Source organism: Lacinutrix mariniflava (assembly GCF_001418015.1).
Classification (GTDB): Bacteria; Bacteroidota; Bacteroidia; order Flavobacteriales; family Flavobacteriaceae; genus Lacinutrix; species Lacinutrix mariniflava.
In genome coordinates this window covers 33,233-51,424 of sequence record NZ_LIQG01000023.1, presented here as the reverse complement: position 1 = coordinate 51,424, position 18,192 = coordinate 33,233, and the positions used below count along the sequence as shown (strand labels likewise).

Annotated in this window: 12 protein-coding genes; 7 read left to right on the top strand and 5 right to left on the bottom strand. The window is 31.1% G+C overall.

Annotated elements, in window-relative coordinates; genetic code table 11:
- Window positions 1-103: 103 nt before the first annotated feature.
- The 3 genes from eno (at window position 104) to ASC44_RS05955 (ending at window position 3,834) form a co-directional block, all read left to right on the top strand.
- A complete protein-coding gene (gene eno / locus ASC44_RS05965; RefSeq protein WP_055446716.1) occupies window positions 104-1,396 on the top strand; it encodes a phosphopyruvate hydratase in 1,293 nt (430 codons plus the stop codon).
- A gap of 174 nt (window positions 1,397-1,570) precedes the next feature.
- Complete coding sequence (locus ASC44_RS05960) at window positions 1,571-2,857, top strand: citrate synthase (protein ID WP_055446715.1); 1,287 nt, start codon at window positions 1,571-1,573, stop codon at window positions 2,855-2,857.
- A 62-nt stretch (window positions 2,858-2,919) separates the two neighbouring features.
- On the top strand, window positions 2,920-3,834 hold the full coding sequence (locus ASC44_RS05955; protein ID WP_055446714.1) for a dimethylarginine dimethylaminohydrolase family protein: 915 nt from the start codon (window positions 2,920-2,922) through the stop codon (window positions 3,832-3,834).
- Between the two features lie 147 nt (window positions 3,835-3,981).
- Here the strand turns inward: ASC44_RS05955 and ASC44_RS05950 are convergent, their stop codons facing one another.
- From ASC44_RS05950 to ASC44_RS05930, 5 genes are all read right to left on the bottom strand, one after another.
- Entirely contained in the window at window positions 3,982-5,469 is a 1,488-nt protein-coding gene (locus ASC44_RS05950; RefSeq protein ID WP_241491411.1) for a serine hydrolase domain-containing protein, read from the bottom strand.
- Window positions 5,470-5,758: 289 nt separating this feature from the next.
- The gene (locus tag ASC44_RS05945; protein WP_055446713.1) at window positions 5,759-6,925 is read right to left on the bottom strand and encodes a M28 family peptidase; all 1,167 of its coding nucleotides are present in this window, start codon (window positions 6,923-6,925) and stop codon (window positions 5,759-5,761) included.
- 29 nt (window positions 6,926-6,954) lie between these two features.
- Window positions 6,955-9,207 (bottom strand): TonB-dependent receptor plug domain-containing protein, encoded by a 2,253-nt coding sequence (locus tag ASC44_RS05940; protein ID WP_241491410.1) that lies wholly within the window; start codon window positions 9,205-9,207, stop codon window positions 6,955-6,957.
- Window positions 9,208-9,259: 52 nt separating this feature from the next.
- Window positions 9,260-10,156: a FecR family protein gene (locus ASC44_RS05935; RefSeq protein ID WP_055446711.1), complete on the bottom strand. Its 897-nt coding sequence runs from the start codon at window positions 10,154-10,156 to the stop codon at window positions 9,260-9,262.
- A 68-nt stretch (window positions 10,157-10,224) separates the two neighbouring features.
- Window positions 10,225-10,740, bottom strand: a complete 516-nt coding sequence (locus ASC44_RS05930; RefSeq protein ID WP_055446710.1) for an RNA polymerase sigma factor — start codon at window positions 10,738-10,740, stop codon at window positions 10,225-10,227.
- A 111-nt stretch (window positions 10,741-10,851) separates the two neighbouring features.
- Here ASC44_RS05930 and ASC44_RS05925 point away from each other — a divergent pair, with 111 nt between their 5' ends.
- The 4 genes from ASC44_RS05925 (at window position 10,852) to ASC44_RS05910 (ending at window position 17,935) form a co-directional block, all read left to right on the top strand.
- Complete coding sequence (locus tag ASC44_RS05925; RefSeq protein WP_152973284.1) at window positions 10,852-12,888, top strand: hypothetical protein; 2,037 nt, start codon at window positions 10,852-10,854, stop codon at window positions 12,886-12,888.
- Between the two features lie 198 nt (window positions 12,889-13,086).
- Window positions 13,087-14,415: a signal recognition particle protein gene (gene ffh, locus ASC44_RS05920; RefSeq protein ID WP_055446708.1), complete on the top strand. Its 1,329-nt coding sequence runs from the start codon at window positions 13,087-13,089 to the stop codon at window positions 14,413-14,415.
- Window positions 14,416-14,488: 73 nt separating this feature from the next.
- On the top strand, window positions 14,489-15,373 hold the full coding sequence (locus ASC44_RS05915; protein WP_055446707.1) for a bifunctional 5,10-methylenetetrahydrofolate dehydrogenase/5,10-methenyltetrahydrofolate cyclohydrolase: 885 nt from the start codon (window positions 14,489-14,491) through the stop codon (window positions 15,371-15,373).
- A 291-nt stretch (window positions 15,374-15,664) separates the two neighbouring features.
- A complete protein-coding gene (locus ASC44_RS05910; protein WP_055446706.1) occupies window positions 15,665-17,935 on the top strand; it encodes a hypothetical protein in 2,271 nt (756 codons plus the stop codon).
- Window positions 17,936-18,192 lie beyond the last annotated feature (257 nt).

Genomic DNA, 18,192 nt, shown 5'->3' with positions numbered 1-18,192 from the left:
AAACGTTATAGATATGTTTTTATTCAATTCTGATATAAATACTATATATGATATAAAATTAAAACGTAAATTTAAAGGTTAAACAAAATTTAAAAGACCAATTATGAGTATAATTATTAATGTTCACGCAAGACAAATTTTTGATTCAAGAGGAAACCCTACAGTAGAAGTTGATGTAGAAACTGAGAATGGATTTGTAGGAAGAGCTGCAGTACCATCTGGAGCATCAACAGGAGAACACGAAGCTGTTGAGTTACGTGATGGTGGAGATAAATTTATGGGCAAAGGTGTTACTAAGGCTGTAGAAAATGTAAATACTATTTTAGCTCAAGAGCTTTTAGGAGTAAACGTTTTCGAACAGAATTATATAGATACTTTAATGTGCGAATTAGACGGTACACCAAACAAAGCGAAGTTAGGAGCAAATGCTATTCTTGGTGTTTCTTTGGCAGTTGCTAAAGCAGCAGCGGCAGAATTAGGTATGCCATTATATCGTTATGTTGGAGGTGTAAGTGCTAATACTTTGCCTGTACCAATGATGAACATTATTAATGGAGGTTCACATAGTGATGCACCTATTGCATTCCAAGAGTTTATGGTTATGCCAGTAAAGGCTGAGAGTTTTTCTCATGCATTACAAATGGGGACAGAAATTTTTCATAATCTTAAAAAGGTATTACACGACAGAGGTTTAAGTACAGCAGTTGGAGATGAAGGTGGTTTTGCACCTAATTTAGAAGGAGGAACAGAAGACGCTTTGGATACAATTAAAAAGGCTGTAGATAATGCAGGTTATACTTTAGGAGATGATGTAATGATTGCATTAGATTGTGCCGCAGCAGAATTTTATGTTGATGGAAAATACGATTATACTAAATTTGAAGGTGCAACTGGAAAAATTAGATCGAGTAAAGAACAAGCTGATTATTTAGCAGAACTCTCTCGTAATTATCCTATAATCTCTATTGAAGATGGTATGGACGAAAATGATTGGGATGGTTGGAAATATCTAACGGAGCAAATAGGGGATAAAGTACAATTAGTTGGTGACGATTTATATGTGACCAACGTAGAGCGTTTATCTAAAGGAATTAAAAATGATATTGCTAATTCAATTTTAATTAAAGTAAACCAAATTGGTACTTTAACAGAGACTATTGCAGCAGTAAATATGGCTCATAATGCTGGTTATACATCAGTAATGTCTCATAGATCTGGTGAAACAGAGGACAACACTATTGCAGATTTAGCTGTAGCATTAAATTGCGGGCAAATAAAAACAGGATCTGCATCTCGTAGCGATCGTATGGCAAAATACAATCAATTACTACGTATTGAAGAAGAATTAGGAGCAGTAGCTTATTATCCAAAAATGAATGCTTTCAAAATAGGATAAACAATTTCATTACACGAAGAATTAGAGGCCTTTCAGTTTAATACTGAAAGGCTTTTTCTATGTAATAACTTTTATCAATATCTTAATTGTTAAAACCTTGTAAAGAAGCTTTATAAATTGCGACTTATTTTGTAAATTAGCATTCCGCATAAACAAGTAAAAATTCAATAAAATATGTCAAAAACTGCTACGTTAGAAATCGACGGAAAAAAGCATGAGTTCCCTTTAATAGTAGGAACAGAAAATGAAGTTGCAATAGATATTAAATCATTAAGAGCTGTAACAGGTGGTGTAACAACTCTGGATCCTGGATATAAAAATACAGGAGCATGTGAAAGTGCTATCACTTTTCTAAATGGGGAAGAAGGAATCTTAAGATATAGAGGATATTCTATTGAAGAGTTAGCAGAGAAAGCAGATTTTTTAGAAGTAGCTTACTTGTTAATCTTTGGAGAGTTACCAACTCAAGAGGAATTAGATAAATTTAATGCAGACATTAAAGAGGAATCTGTAGTTGATGATGATATAAAAAAAATAATTGATGCATTTCCAAAGTCTGCCCATCCAATGGGAGTCTTGTCTTCCTTAACAAGCGCATTAACGGCTTTTAATCCATCTTCAGTGAATGTAGATTCTGAAGAGGAGATGTATAAGACTGTATGTAAAATAATGGGTAAGTTTCCAGTATTAGTCGCTTGGACTATGCGTAAGAAAAAAGGTTTACCATTAAATTATGGAGACAGTTCTTTAGGTTATGTAGAGAATATCTTAAAAATGATGTTCGCTAAACCAAATGAAGATTATAAGCAAAATGAAATTCTAGTAAATGCTTTAGACAAGTTATTAATCTTACATGCAGATCACGAGCAAAACTGTTCTACTTCTACTGTAAGAATAGTAGGTTCTGCACATACAGGTTTATTTGCATCTATATCTTCTGGTATTTCTGCACTATGGGGACCATTACATGGTGGAGCAAATCAAGCAGTATTAGAAATGTTAGAAGCAATTAAAGAAGATGGAGGAGATACTCAAAAATTCATGGCTAAGGCTAAGGATAAAGAAGATCCTTTCCGTTTAATGGGCTTTGGGCATAGAGTTTATAAAAATTTCGATCCTCGTGCAAAAATTATTAAAGTTGCTGCAGACGAGGTATTGGCAGATTTAGGTGTTGAAGATCCAGTACTTGATATTGCTAAAGGATTAGCTTCTGAAGCTTTAAGTGATGAGTATTTTGTAAAGCGTAAATTATATCCAAACGTAGATTTCTATTCTGGGATTATTTATAGATCAATGGGCATTCCTGTAGAAATGTTTACAGTAATGTTTGCTTTAGGTCGTTTGCCAGGTTGGATAGCACAATGGAAAGAAATGCGAGCTCGTAAAGAGCCAATAGGTCGTCCTAGACAAATTTATATTGGTGAAAATCTTAGAGCTTTCAAACCTGTTGAAAAAAGATAAAATTTTAAATTATATACAAAGCTTCATAAGAAATTATGAAGCTTTGTTTCTATATTACTATCATGTTAAAACTCAATGTTAAAAACGAAACATCACGCCTTAGAGCTGTTGTTTTAGGTACAGCAAAAAGCAATGGTCCAACACCAAGTTTGGATGAGGCATACGACCCCAAATCTGCCCAACATATTAAAGCAGGAACCTATCCTATAGAAGATGATATGGTTAAGGAGATGGAGGCAGTAGAAAAAATTTTTAAAAAGTACGATGTTAAAGTTTATAGGCCAGAATTAATAGAAAATTGTAACCAAATTTTTGCAAGGGATATTGCTTTTGTTATCGACGACACCTTTGTTAAAGCAAATATTTTACCAGATCGCGAGAATGAACTTGACGCTATTCAATATATAGTAGATCAAGTAAACCCAGAAAAAGTAATTAGACCTCCGGAAGAAGTACATATCGAAGGAGGAGATGTTATGCTTTGGAACGATTATATTTTTGTTGGAACTTATAGAGGAGAAGATTATGCAGATTATATTGTAGCAAGAACCAACGCGCATGGTGTTGCGTTTTTAGAGAAAACATTTCCAAATAAGAAGGTTAAATCTTTTAATTTAAGAAAATCTCAAATCAATCCTGAAGATAATGCGTTACATTTAGATTGCTGTTTTCAACCTATTGGAACAAATAAAGCAATCCTACACAAGGAAGGTTTTCTTGAAGAAGAAGAGTATGAATGGTTATTAAATTACTTTGGAAAAGAAAATTGCTTTATAATTTCTAAACAGGAAATGTATAATATGAATAGTAATATATTTTCAATTTCTGAAGATGTGATTATTTCTGAAAAAAACTTTACAAGATTAAACACTTGGTTACGTGAGAATGGTTTTACTGTAGAAGAGGTGCCATATGCGGAAATTGCAAAACAAGAAGGTTTGCTTAGATGCAGTACTATGCCGTTAATTAGAGATTAATTAATTTCTTTTTAGGTTTGAAAATCGGACTGTAACAGAAAGAAGAGGTTCAATATTTATAGTTTATAACTAAGAAAAGTGAATTTCTATGCAAAGTATCATAGAAATTCACTTCTTATAAAATTACGACTTATAATTATACAATGGCTATTTCTGTGATTGTATGCGGCTTATTTCAGAAATATATTTTTCGGCATTTACATTTTCTGGATTTAATTTCAATGATGTTTTATAATTTACCAAGGCTTTATTATTATCTCCGATACTAAAATAAGCTTCTCCAAGGCTATCAAATAAGTTGAAGCTTTTAGGATATTTTTGGGTTGCATATTCAAAGATTTCAATAGCTTTACTTGCGTCTCTATTTGAGTATAATAATTCGTATCCAAGACTATTTAATGCACTAGGAAGACTTGTGTTAAAATATTTTTCATCTTTATTTAAAGAGTTAAATTGTACACAGGCCTGATCTATATCTTTTAGGAATTCTGATTTTAAAATTGACTTTAAATTGATTTTCGGAAATTTAATTAAATCTTTTTCAACAGTATTAAATAAGTTTCCCCAATCGTTTGAAGATGCTTCCGAGTTATTGTTTATTATAATTATTTGCCCATAATTACTGTCAGGGCATAGTAGCAAACCGCTTTGGACACCACTAGAGGTTCCTGTTTTAGAGTAGAAGAAGCCTTCTTCTTTCGCGGTTCCCAAGTCTTGCCATAGGTATCCTAAGGTACTATCATCGTCTTCAAATAAAACGCGTGTTGATTCTTTAATTAAAGGATTAGTGCTTTCTAATTGAAAGACCATAAACTTAGATAAATCTGGTAAAGTAGTTACCAAGCCGTAGGCTGCTCCTAAAAGAGGATTCTTGCCTAAATAAGCAAGTTGGCCTTGACTTGTGTAGTTGTTTATTACAGGCTTATTGTCTGTTTTATTCTCTTGTAAATAAGTGTTGTTCATGTCCAACTCATTTAAAAAATCTTCTAATAATTTCTTGTAAGGCTTATTGTATGCTTGTTGTAATATATAGGCTACTAATTCTGGGCCTACAGAATTATAGTTGTAAAAAGTTCCTGGTTTTTTATTTAACTCCACAGTTTTAAGTTCGGATAATAGATTGTTTATGTCATAATCGATCAAACTATTTTCATAGTCTCCATTATTCATTTTAGACATAACATTCTTTAAACCTTTAGGTGTTTTTTGTTTTAAACCAATTGTATGTGTAAGTAAGTTTTTAATAGTAATTGGAGTGTTTTCATATTCTAAATTTGAATAATTACCTTCTAAATAGATTCTAATATCATCATCTAAATCAATTTTTTTTTCTAAAACAGCTTTAGCAGCGAGTGAGCCAGCAAAAACTTTTGTTATTGAAGCTATCTCGTAATGTGTAGAGTCATTTGGTAGGTTTTGAGCTCCTTTATCTATTGCTCCGTAGTAATTATGATAATACTTTCCATCTCTATAAATTGCTAAGGCAATTGAGTTTATATTACCATTATTTAAAGACTCTTTTGCGTAGTTGTCCATTAGACTAGTAAGTTGGTCGAAAGGTTTTGGCTCGGTTTTAATTTCAGATTTACAACTTAATATAATGATAGCTGTTATAAGGAGTATTAGCTTTTTCATAGAATGGATTTTATAAAAAGACAACTGCAAAGTTTTTTTGTTACAGTTTAGTAAGCTGTTTTTTTTCTTTCAATTATTTAAAGTATTATCAAAAAAAGATTCTTGTTAAAGTCATTTTAATAATTTTTTATTCGTTTTAAAGGTGAAGGGAAGTCAAAAAACAACTAATCTATTCTTTAAAAAGAGCTATTTAAGATTAAGTTGCTAATCTAAATTATCGATTTTTAAGAGTGTATTCTAATGAAGAGTTGCTGTAATAAAATTTAAATAATTTAAAAGAAGTATTTTTTTATTGAATTACTATCTTTTTTGTAACTCTCGTATTCTCATTTTTTAAAATAGTTAAATAAATGCCTTTATTTAAAAAGCTTAAATTTATACTTTCTGTTTGATTGTTTATTTTAGCTGTGTAAACTTCCTTTCCTAACACGTCTAAAACAACTAACTCTAAATCTTTAATTATATTATTGTTTAATTTAATATTGAATATACCGTTAGAAGGGTTCGGGTAGAAGCTAATATTACTTTTTGAATTAAAAGTTAGGGTATTTAAACTATTGCTGCCTACAGCAAACTCTAAAGCAGCACCTAAAGCTCCTTTAGTAACCTCGAAAAGATAGTTTACATCCATATTTGCTAGAGTATCTGAACTTGTGTGTGCGTATGGTGTTTCATTTTTTTCGTAAAGGCCAGTAATTATTTGATTGTTATTTTCAAAAGGAATATAGTCTGAAGCATAGGCAAAAGATATTTCTGTGTTTAAATTGGAATATAAGCCAAAACAGTTTGCTAAAATTGCTGTTGAGGCGGCGGAAGCAGCATTGTTAGAGGTAGGAGAGTTATCTAAATCTTTTTCGCAAATAATAGTGTCGTTAATAAGGCCATTAACACCTCCAACTTCATCGATGTTTAAAACTAGTAAAATATTTAAGTTTTCTGGTATTACTGTATTATTTACATAATAATTACTGCCTATTAAGCCATCTTCCTCTCCACTAAAATGAATGAATTTTATAGAGTATTCTGTATTTATGTTTTTTAATAAACGGGCTAATTCCATAATTAATACAGTACCACTTCCATTATCATTTGTGCCAGTTCCGTTTATGGTGTCGTAATGTGCATCTATTATGAGATATGTGTTTGGGTAAACAGATCCCGTTTTTGTTATAATAATATTATTAGTTGTATTTCCTCCATAACTAAAAGGTTGCTCTACAATGTCTGTATAACCTAAGTTTTGATATCTTGTTTTTATCCAATTTTGTGCATTACCCAAAGCTGTAGACCCAACATTTTTAACACCGAAGTTTTCAAACGTGGTTAAATCTGATAAGATATTTGGAGAAGAAACATTAGAAACAACAGTATTGTAATATGAGTTGAAAGTTTGAGCATTTAAAGAAGAAATGCTTAGAGTAAGTAGGATTACTAAAATATGTAATGTTTGCTTCATGATTATTTGATTTTGGACACAAATGTATGTTATTTAAAACGAATCTTAAGACTCAGATTAGGAGTAAAACCAAGTGACTTATTGTCGATTTTGGAGATTGAATTGTCTCCGTTTATAATGTAATAACTATTTAAACTGTTCTTTCTATTTAATAGATTCCAAATAGAAAAACCTAATTCAATTTTTGTGTTTTCAGCTAAATTAAGATTATATGTTCCTGATAAATCAGTTCTAAAATAGTCATCTAAATTGGTATTATTAGCAGTGTTATAATTAATATTATTATCAAATATTGGTTGTTGCTCATTTGGAGTTGTAGTTGGCTTTCCCGATTGCCAGTTAAAACCAAGTGCTAGTTTTAAATTATTAAGCGTGTAAGTTCCGGCAAAAGTTAATGAGCGAGAAATAGCAGTATTATTAGCAAAGGCCTGAGCATTGTTTAAAGTAGGGAACGAGTAATCGTTATCACTCACAGAGTAACTAAGCCAAGTACTAAACGCATTAAATTGTTTATTTATTAAAAAATCGATGCCTTTGGTTTCGTAGTTTCCAATAGCATTGATATTTTGATATTGGTTTTGAAAGCCTTGGCTTCTTGTAGTTATGCCATCAACATGTTTAATAAATGCTTCAGCACTTAATAAGAGTTTGTTTTTGTTGTAATGCAAACCAACAGAAGTTTGCCTACTTTCAATAATAGGTAGTGTTGTATTATTTGCTAAAACCCATCGGCGTTTTTCTATACCTAAAAAATCGTTTTGGCGATCAATAACTTGCGACGTAACTTGGCTTTTAAATTCACCTAAAATTTCAATTTTAAAATGTTTTAAAAATTTATGGTTAAAACTTAAACGAGGTTCTAATAGTAAAAGATTAAATGGTTTGAAATAGTTACTTCTAGTACCAATTTTTAAATGTGTTCTATTATTAAAAGAAGAAAAAGTGAATTCACTAAATGTGGAATGAGTACTAACTGTATGCTTCGTTTCATTTGTAAACTCTGGATTATTTAGTTCTTCTAAGTTGGTAACGCCAACTTGGGAATATTGGTAACCATTGGTCCAACGCAAACGGTCATTAAAATCTAATTTAAGTTGTAAGGTGATACCGTAATCTAAAACTTGATTGTTTTGTTTTAATCTTTGGTTATTTTCAATATCAAAGTTGGTGGCGTTTAATTTGTAGTCCGATATATTAAGCTGTACTTCGCTACTTAAAAAATTACTCCACTGTCTATTGTAATTTAATCCTGTAGCAAGATTTCGTTGCGTAATACCACTGTTTAAAGAGGTTGTAATATTATTACTTGTGTTATTTTCTGCGTAATCGAGCGCGTTAAAAATAGTAGTAAAACTAATTCTAAGCTTATCTTTTGTTGAAAGGTCATGTAATAGTTTTGCGCTTATGTCGTAAAAATAAAAATTTTCGTTTGCTGTTGAGTTCTGGTTATTCTCGGAAGGATTGTTGATATCTGAATCTTGAAAAATACGATCGAAATATTGTTGATATGTTGGAGTGTTTACGACATCTGTAATAGAGCGTCTTGCAGAAAGTTGCAATTCCATATTATCTTGCAATTTTAATTTGGTAAATGCATCTACTTGAATTAAATTTAATCCTAAGCCAGATGAACTCTCTTCGTTTAAATTAGTGTCCAAACGCATATCTATTGTACTGGAAACACCGTCACCATACAAGGCACTTGTGCCATTTCTAGAAATTACAACGTTAGAAACGAGGTTAGGGTTAAAGGCCGAAATTAATCCGAAAAAATGACCAGATTGATACATCTTTATACCATCCCAAAGTATTAAATTTTGATCGTGTGTGCCACCTCGCACATTAAGGTTAGAGACAGATTCGTCAACACTTAGTACTCCCGGAAGTGCTTTTACTGTTTGTAAAACATCAGGTTCTATTAAGCCGGGAAGAATCCCAAACTCTTCAGGGTCTAAAACAATTTCTCCCGTTTTGGTTTTAGTAATACCTGTTGTTAAATAGGTGCTTAATTGTACTTCTTCAAGAGCTTCAATTGGCCTTGTTACTTTTCTACTTGGAGCGATGGCAACAAAACGGCTGTTAATAATTTTGAAGTTTAGATTGGTATTTGTTCTTAGGTAAGTAATTGCATCGTTATAAGAAAGTAGTGTTGAAGGTTCATTAATTTCAACGCCTTCTGTAGTTTTATCGGCAAAAGTAAATCGGATATCAAAACGTTTTTCTAAAGCTTTTAAAACTTCGTTAAGCGATAGCTTTTCAGTTTTAAAAGTTTGTGAGTTCACACTAATAAAACTAAAGAAGAATAGGATAATTAAGAGAGTGAATGTAATATTTTTATTCACGCTTTAGCGATATCTTTTTGTTGTTTATAGTATAAGCTAAGTTAAACGGAGTAGTAATAACTTGCAATGCAATATCTAAATTGTCATGCGTAAAACTTCCAGTAAACAACTGGTTTGTGTCTATGTCATTAACGCTAAAAGTAACATTATATTGTCTTTCAAGTTCTGCAATTACTTGTGTGTAAGGCATACTGTAAAAAGTAGATTCATTGGTAATCCAAGTGGGACTGGTATCTCTTATTTTAGGTTTGTCAACTAATTTATTATCTAAAATTAAAAAGCTTTCTCCAGGTTTTAAAATGCGGATTGTGTTGGCGTGTGCTACTTTAACAGAACCTTCATAGCAAATAACTTCAAAAAGATTATTTCTAGTATTAATATTAAACTCTGTGCCTAAAACAGAAATATCTCCTACCGATGTATGTACAGTAAATTTAGAACCTTTGGCAACTTTAAAATAAGCTTCTCCAGTTAAATCAAGGTTTCTATTGTCTTTCCAACTGTTTTTGTTAAAGGCTAAAGTAGATTTAGCATTCAATTTTACTTGAGAATTATCAGGTAAAACTATATTTTCTTTTTCAGCAAATTTGGTAGCTATACTTGTATCTAGGGTAGTTGTGTAATAAAAAGAACCAAGGCAGATAGCCAAAATTGCAGCTATACGTAAAAACGGTTTTCGCCAGTTATTTTGCTTTTTATGTTTGTTCTTTAATGCTAAATTAAGTTTTTTTAACTCAATGTCAGATTCAAAATCAACCGGTTTAAATTGCTGTAAAGCAAAATCTAACCGCGTTAATTCCTCGAAGTCTTCAAGCTGTTTAAAAGCTTCAAACTCCTGAGAATTCAGGTTATTGTCTAACCATTTTTTTATTAAATCTTCTCGTTCCATAATTCTTATTCAAGTATATAACAACTATATATTAAAAACTCCTACCTTTTTATAAAATCTACTCCTTGTTACAGTTCTTTTATGTCTTGGCGTAATTTTTTTAAAGCACCGTAAATACGTTTTTCTACAGCTTTAGTGCTTATGCCAAGTAACTCGGCAATTTCTTTATGTCTTTTACCTTCCACACGATTCATCATAAAAGCAACACGTTGGGCATTTGTTAAATTAGAGAGTGCAGTTTGTAATTTTTGATTGTATTGCTGTTCCTCCATTAAAAATTCTGGAGACTCAGTAGTATAATGTTTGGGTTTTGTTTGATGGTGTTTTAAAACAATTTTATGATGTTTTACTTCATTTAACATTAAGTTATTTGCAATAGTAAAAAGAAAGCTTTTTGCTTTTTCAGGTGTTACCTTTTTACAATTCTCCCATAATTTTATAAAAGCATCCTGTGTCTTATCCTTCGGGTTTAGATGATCACCAAACTTATAATACAAGAAGTTACTCAAATCTTTTGCGTGCTTTTTAAACAACGCATTAAAACGAATTTCGTCACAAATATTATCATGTAAATTTTTTGCCATAGATGTTTATAAAAACTGTCTAAATGTAAAAAAAAAACAAATACAGAGCTAGGGGTTTTTGAAAGTAAATTGTTTTAGTATTGAATAATACAATTAAATATATCCAAAATTATGAATTTTATGTCGCTTAGGTTTTTAGGAAAAAAGAGTATTGTTTTATGTCTCATCATCGCGTCGGTGTTTGCTTGTCAAGAGGAATCTAATGATATCACACCAACAAGTAATCAAGAGGTAATTACTCCAAACTCTAGTTTAGCAATAATGTTACAAAACACAGCAACTTTAGATGGTTCTTTAGATAATGTAATTGATAATGCTAACTGTATTTTAATTAATTTACCAGTAAATGTTGAAGTAAATGGTGTTTCATTTTTAATCGATAATGTAGGAGATTACCAAGTTGTTGAAGCTGTTTTAAATGAATTTACTACAAGTGAAGGTAATCTTGAAATCGTCTTTCCTATAACAATAACTTTAAACGATTACACACAAATTGTTATAGCTAATTATGATGAATTAGAAACTTTTATAAATGAATGTTCAGGAGAAAATGAAGCCGATGACGATATTGAATGTGTTGATTTTCATTATCCAATAACATTTTCAACATATGATGCTAATTTTCAAATTGCTGAAACAGTCGTAATTAATAATGACGAGGCGCTTTATAGTTTTATAGAAAATTTAGAAGGAGGCATTTTAACGAGTTTAAACTTTCCTATTACTATGATTTTAAGTGATGGCTCCACAGTAGAAGTGAATAGTAATCAAGAGCTAGAAACTACAATAAGTGAGGCAGAAGACGATTGTGATGAAGACGATGATAACGACTGGAGTGATAACGATACATGTAGTATAAGTGATGTTGAAGCTAATTTAATCGAATGCGAATGGACTATTTCAAATTATAACAACGACACCGGTTTTAATATTTTTAATATAGATTTCATGGATAATGATACTGCAACGATTGCATCATTAAACGAATCTTATATAATGGATTGGTATGTGTCATTAGATGAAAATATATACTTGGTATTATATAATGTCTCTGGAGGAAATGTTCAAGTTTTAAACGGTGATTATATTTTGGTAGAATGCACGCCTAATCAATTGGTGTTTCAAGATCTAAGTGATATAAGTGTAGAATTAGTTTTAGACAAAGATTGCGAGCAAGATGCGAATCCTTTCCAGTGTTTCGAAGATTTAGAAGCTGTTTTTGTTGGTTGTGATGATGATAATGATGGTTTTGGAGAGTTTTATTTAGCTCCAATTTTCGAAACTTGTCAAGCTTCTGGGCTGTTTGAAGTTACGTATCACGAAACGTTAGTAGATGCTCAAGCCAATGTAAATATGCTAGCGTCTCCATACAGTAATATAATTGCACCTGCTCAAAATTTATATGCTAGAGTAGAGCTTTTAAATACTGGTGAATTTCAAGTTTTTGAAGTCGCTTTAACGCTTGAAAATTGCAATGCATCTGGCTGTACAGAATCTGAAGTTGATGCTTATTTAGTAGAGTGTCTTTGGAACGTTGTAAACCTAAACGGTAATGATGATTTAGTGCTATTCGATTTAGATTTCGATGCAAACGGAACAGTAATAATTACAGGAAATGGGCAAACTACAAATTCTACATGGTCTACAAGCCAAGCAGACGATGGTATTTGGGTAGAATTTAATGGAGTAAATGCTGGTAATATTCAAGCAATTTCAGGGAATTGGCTTATTGTTGAATGCGAAACAGATCGTTTACAAATGAATCAAGGAAACAATACTATGGTTATTGAACAAGATTGCACAACGGATAGTAATTGCAATGTAAACGATGTTGAAACCAATTTAATGGATTGCGAATGGACCATTTCTAGCTATAATAACGAAAGTAATTTTAGTATTTTTAATATCGATTTTCAAGCTAATGGACAAGCGATTATCCATACGCCAAACAGTACTCAAGATTATTCAGCGAACTGGACAGTGTCTTTAGATGGAGGTATCTACTTAGATTTTTCTAATATTTCAGGCGGAAACGTTCAGGTTTTAAATGGTAATTATATTTTAGTAGAATGTACTCCAGACCAAATGATATTTCATGATCCCAGTAATACTAATATAGAATTAATTTTAGATAAAGATTGCGATTAATAATAAAGATTAAAGTAATGTTATAATTACTTTTTTTAGTTGGTTATTTATTTGAAAGGTTACTAATTTTAGTAGCCTTTTTTTGTGGAATTATTTCTTAACATCACTTCTTTAATACACTTCAAATCATTAAATTTGCGAATCTTAAGAACGAGTCAGGCTGCCTACTGCAAACTGATGACTGAATACTAAAAGACTATGTTTAATAATTTAAGTGAAAAGTTAGATAAAGCGTTACACGTACTAAAAGGTCACGGAAGCATTACAGAAGTTAATGTTGCCGAGACTTTAAAAGAGGTTCGTCGTGCACTTTTAGATGCCGATGTTAACTTTAAAATAGCTAAAGATTTTACCAATCGCGTAAAAGAAAAAGCATTAGGTTCTAATGTATTAACGTCGTTACAGCCAGGGCAATTAATGGTTAAAATCGTTAAAGACGAGTTAACCGAGTTAATGGGAGGAGATGTTGCAGGTATAAATTTATCTGGAACTCCAACTGTAATATTAATGTCTGGTTTACAAGGTTCTGGTAAAACTACCTTTTCTGGTAAATTGGCCAACTTCTTAAAAACTAAAAAAACAAAGAAACCATTATTAGTTGCCTGTGATGTTTACCGTCCAGCAGCAGTAGATCAATTACACGTAGTAGGAGATCAAATTAAGGTTGACGTTTTTAGCGATAAAGGAAATACCGATCCAGTTGCTATTGCATTAGCAGGTATTGCACATGCAAAGCAAAATGGACATAACGTGGTAATTATTGATACAGCTGGTCGTTTAGCTGTAGATGAAGCCATGATGACCGAAATATCAAACATTCATAAGGCTATCCAACCACAAGAAACACTATTTGTAGTGGATTCTATGACAGGTCAAGATGCTGTAAACACAGCAAAAGCCTTTAACGATGTCTTAAATTTTGATGGTGTAATTCTTACCAAGTTAGATGGTGATACTCGTGGTGGAGCAGCAATCTCTATTAAATCTGTAGTAAACAAGCCAATTAAGTTTATTGGTACAGGTGAAAAAATGGAGGCGATAGACATTTTCTATCCTTCACGTATGGCAGATCGTATTCTTGGAATGGGAGATGTTGTGTCTTTAGTTGAAAGAGCTCAAGAGCAATTTGACGAAGAAGAAGCAAGAAAAATACAGAAAAAAATTGCTAAAAACCAATTCGGGTTTGATGATTTCTTAAAACAGATTCAGCAAATTAAGAAAATGGGTAATATGAAGGATCTTGTAGGTATGATTCCTGGAGCAGGAAAAATGATGAAAGATGTAGATATCGACGATGATGCTTTTAAACACATCGAAGCTATTATTCATTCTATGACAGTACAAGAAAGAACAAATCCTTCAGTAATAAACGCAAGTCGTAAAAAACGAATAGGAAAAGGATCAGGAACATCAGTTACACAAGTAAATCAGTTGCTTAAGCAGTTTGACCAAATGAGTAAAATGATGAAGATGATGCAAGGCGGAAAAGGAAAAGCGATGATGAATGCAATGAAGAATATGAAGTAATTCATGTTTTTTAATTCATAATATTAAATCTAAGTTCGACGAGATAAAAACAACCAATTAAAGGAATACAATAATGACTATACTTGACGGTAAAAAAGTAAGCAACGATATTAAAAACGAAATCAAAGCTGAAGTTGATAAAATGAAAGCTAATGGTGAGAAAGTACCTCATTTAGCAGCTGTTATCGTTGGAAATGATGGAGCGAGTTTAACTTACGTTGGAAGTAAAGTTCGTGCTTGCGAGCGTGTTGGTTTCGAATCTACAATGGTGCGTTTATCTAACACAACAAGTGAGGTCGAATTATTAGATAAAATTGAAGCATTAAATAATAATGACGATATCGATGGTTTCATTATTCAGTTACCATTACCAGACCAGATAGATACCCAAAAAGTATTAATGGCTGTTAATCCAGATAAAGATGTTGATGGTTTTCATCCAATGAATTTTGGAAAAATGGCATTAGATATGTCTACTTTTATTCCAGCAACACCATTTGGTATTTTAGAATTATTAGATAGATATAATGTAGATTCTAAAGGAAAACATACTGTTGTTATTGGACGTTCTCATATTGTTGGAAGACCAATGAGTATTTTAATGGGAAGAAAAGGATTCCCAGGAAACTCAACAGTAACATTAACACATAGTCACACTAAGAATATTACACAAATTACATCTCAAGCAGATATTATTATTTCTGCATTAGGAGTTCCTAACTTCTTAAAAGCCGAAATGGTAAAAGACGATGTTGTTATTATAGATGTTGGTATTACAAGAGTTCCAGACGAGTCGCACCCAAAAGGTTATGTAATTACTGGAGATGTAGATTTCGAGAACGTTAGTAAAAAAGCAAGTTTTATTACACCTGTACCTGGTGGAGTAGGACCAATGACAATTGCAATGTTATTAAAAAACACTTTACTAGCAAGAGAGCGTCACAGAGCAAATGTTTAATTAGCATTTAACATAAAAGTTTAAACGCGTTGTTTAACTTTAATATTTTAATAAAGAATCGAATCTTAACTACTATTAAATTGGTATAAGGTTCGATTTTTTCTTTTTCTAGATATTTCACACTATAATAAAGAAGGAAAGGTGTTTTTTAATGGCTACGCTAGTAGTGCTTTAAGGCTTGACTTTGTTGTTTTTTTTCACTAACTTCGATTAACATCTGATAAAAAACATTGAAACGATTTTTTACCAATGAAATATTACCTGCAAGCTGAAAAAACATTATAAACATAAATGAAATTTCCAGAAATAAATAATATAATTCCCATTTGTGTTGCTTTGGACATAGCAATAATAGGTATCGCGTATCCAATAATTATAGACAAGATTTCGAATATTGGGAGTAAATACTCATCTGATTATCTTTCTGAACTATTTGAAAAAGAATTTCCACAAAGTAAATTTGGAATTAAAATTTTTGGTAAAAATATTTCCTATTTCATTTTGGCTATTTACTTAACAGTATTATCATTTTTACCTTTAATTTTCAAGTTTGAACCTTTATATGACTGGGGGAAATATTGGATAATAAATAACTCTGCTGATTTATTAGTCTTTCTAACATCAACAGCTTTGATTATATTCTTTTTTATTTGGCTAGATAAAGTCTCAATATATAATCACAAATCCACCAAACTATTAAACTATCTGATTTCTAAATACAATAACTCTAAAGAAAACGAAGAGAATTATCATTTAAAAACTATTAATGAATTTACATATTATGCTATAAGAAATCAAGATATACATATACAGAAAACGCTAGTTAGCTTTTATTTTGACGAGTTTTCTAAATTACAAAAAAATCACGATAATGAAACACCGTTAATATATCCAATAGACCTCTATCAGCTAAATTATAACGTTACTTCAGAGTTAGTAGATAGCCACAAAAACAAGCTTCGTGTATTGGAACACAGAGCTGTAAGTGGAATATGGATTTTAGGAGAAGGTTTTAGTGCAATATCTACATCGAAAGAATCATACACTTGGCTTTGGAGAAATATCAACTTAATTGTTGAAAAAACGGACTTTTTAAAAATGTATTGGGAACGTGCTCATCAACATTATGACCACAAATTACGACATATTCAAGGCGAAGAATATAACCTTGAAACAAATCAATATAGTAATCAACAGTCCATTGATAAAAGAATTGAAGAACGAAAAGAATTTCTTGAGTTCAATTACGCTTTTGGTGGTCTTTTAATGTTTAAACAAAATTTTAATGCAATAAAATTTGTTTTTAATCACTCAACTAGCTTACCGCCAAATTACGTTCTTCTTCCGACACATATGACGGAGATTTTTGAGATGTTACAAAATTTTTCAGATGACAACAACTTGTCTGAGAATAATATAGAATTTAAATATCACTTTTCTGGACTTGATGATTATTGGGGACAGAAAATACGATTTTGGATTAACTCTTATTTGGCATTATTATTTATTCGTCAATTTTCTTTACGTCCATTTATGACATTTCACGATTTTAAAGGATTACCAAATTTGCCGACTAAAACTTATGAACTTAATTATTGGCTTCGTAACATTCTAATCTTTGAGAATGATATTAAAAAAGTTAAGTCTAACACACAACTGATGGATGCTTTAGGCTATAATGATATTATCGTTGAAGATTCTACAAATAATACTTTTTCTAAATTTTTGGATGAACTTAAAACGAAAATTGAAGAAAAAATTGAGTACAATGAAAATAACATTACGTTACATCCACCAAAAGTGAAACAATTCACAGAAAAAACTGATGAAATTTTAGAAAATGCTTTCAATAAATATAAAGTAATCCAAAATCCAAATGATATATCAAATCAAGACGATGTTTCTAAATTTGGTGTAAATGGATTACAAACTGAATATCCAAAACAAGCATTTACAGAAGATGATTCACATATTGATTATGACACCTTTTTTGCAAATCAAGTTGTTAGAAATAGATTGGATTATTACATTCCTAATTCGTTTCTAACAGCAAGAACAAAAAGATATTTATTTAAAGAAAGTGAATTAAACTCTGCAATCAAAAAGCTTAAAATTGACTCTAATTATGTGATTGTTGCGATTAATCCATCATATGGTAAATTAGATTTAATAAAAGAATTTAAGGATTTAGTAATAAATTTAAGGTCTACAAATAATGCAATTCAAGATACTTTCTTCGTACTAAAGAAAAGTGATTTACCAACAATAAAGAATTTAGAGTTTGAAGATTCTGAAACTGAAGCAGACTCTCTGACAACAAGAAAGAATAATGTTTACACATCTGTACTTGATTTGAATTTGGAAGAGAACAAAGAAATTAGAGAAAAATGGTTAGATAGAGGAACTGAAAGTGATTTAAGAAAACAAGTACAGATTACTATTGCTTTTAAAACCATTATCATTTGGCAAAACCAAAGAAACGTTATTCAACTGAATATTTATTCTCAATTCCGTGAACAAGGAATAGTAAGTGAATTGACAGATGTTAAGGCATTGGAATAAAAGCCAGACAGGTAACAATGTATAAAAAAACATAGGGCGTTTGTGCTAAACCGAAAGGTCTGTGAATATTAACAAAGTCCGCTAAATATAAAATTTGGCATTTAAGAGAAAAAATAAAAGCATAATATTTATATTTAGCTAAGTAAAAAACCGAAACGATAGTGCTTATTTATCGCCCTACGTTTCTTATACTAAACGTTAATCGAACCTTCATCAAAAACCCACCTCAATAATACCTAAAGGATATAAAATTTCAA

What these genes read in the sequence shown, in the direction of transcription:
- eno (WP_055446716.1), top strand. Translation starts at nt 104, where the DNA reads ATGAGTATAATTATTAATGTTCACGCAAGACAAATTTTTGATTCAAGA.
- ASC44_RS05960 (WP_055446715.1), top strand. Translation starts at nt 1,571, where the DNA reads ATGTCAAAAACTGCTACGTTAGAAATCGACGGAAAAAAGCATGAGTTC.
- ASC44_RS05955 (WP_055446714.1), top strand. Translation starts at nt 2,920, where the DNA reads ATGTTAAAACTCAATGTTAAAAACGAAACATCACGCCTTAGAGCTGTT.
- ASC44_RS05950 (WP_241491411.1), bottom strand. Translation starts at nt 5,469, where the DNA reads ATGAAAAAGCTAATACTCCTTATAACAGCTATCATTATATTAAGTTGT.
- ASC44_RS05945 (WP_055446713.1), bottom strand. Translation starts at nt 6,925, where the DNA reads ATGAAGCAAACATTACATATTTTAGTAATCCTACTTACTCTAAGCATT.
- ASC44_RS05935 (WP_055446711.1), bottom strand. Translation starts at nt 10,156, where the DNA reads ATGGAACGAGAAGATTTAATAAAAAAATGGTTAGACAATAACCTGAAT.
- ASC44_RS05930 (WP_055446710.1), bottom strand. Translation starts at nt 10,740, where the DNA reads ATGGCAAAAAATTTACATGATAATATTTGTGACGAAATTCGTTTTAAT.
- ASC44_RS05925 (WP_152973284.1), top strand. Translation starts at nt 10,852, where the DNA reads ATGAATTTTATGTCGCTTAGGTTTTTAGGAAAAAAGAGTATTGTTTTA.
- ffh (WP_055446708.1), top strand. Translation starts at nt 13,087, where the DNA reads ATGTTTAATAATTTAAGTGAAAAGTTAGATAAAGCGTTACACGTACTA.
- ASC44_RS05915 (WP_055446707.1), top strand. Translation starts at nt 14,489, where the DNA reads ATGACTATACTTGACGGTAAAAAAGTAAGCAACGATATTAAAAACGAA.
- ASC44_RS05910 (WP_055446706.1), top strand. Translation starts at nt 15,665, where the DNA reads ATGAAATTTCCAGAAATAAATAATATAATTCCCATTTGTGTTGCTTTG.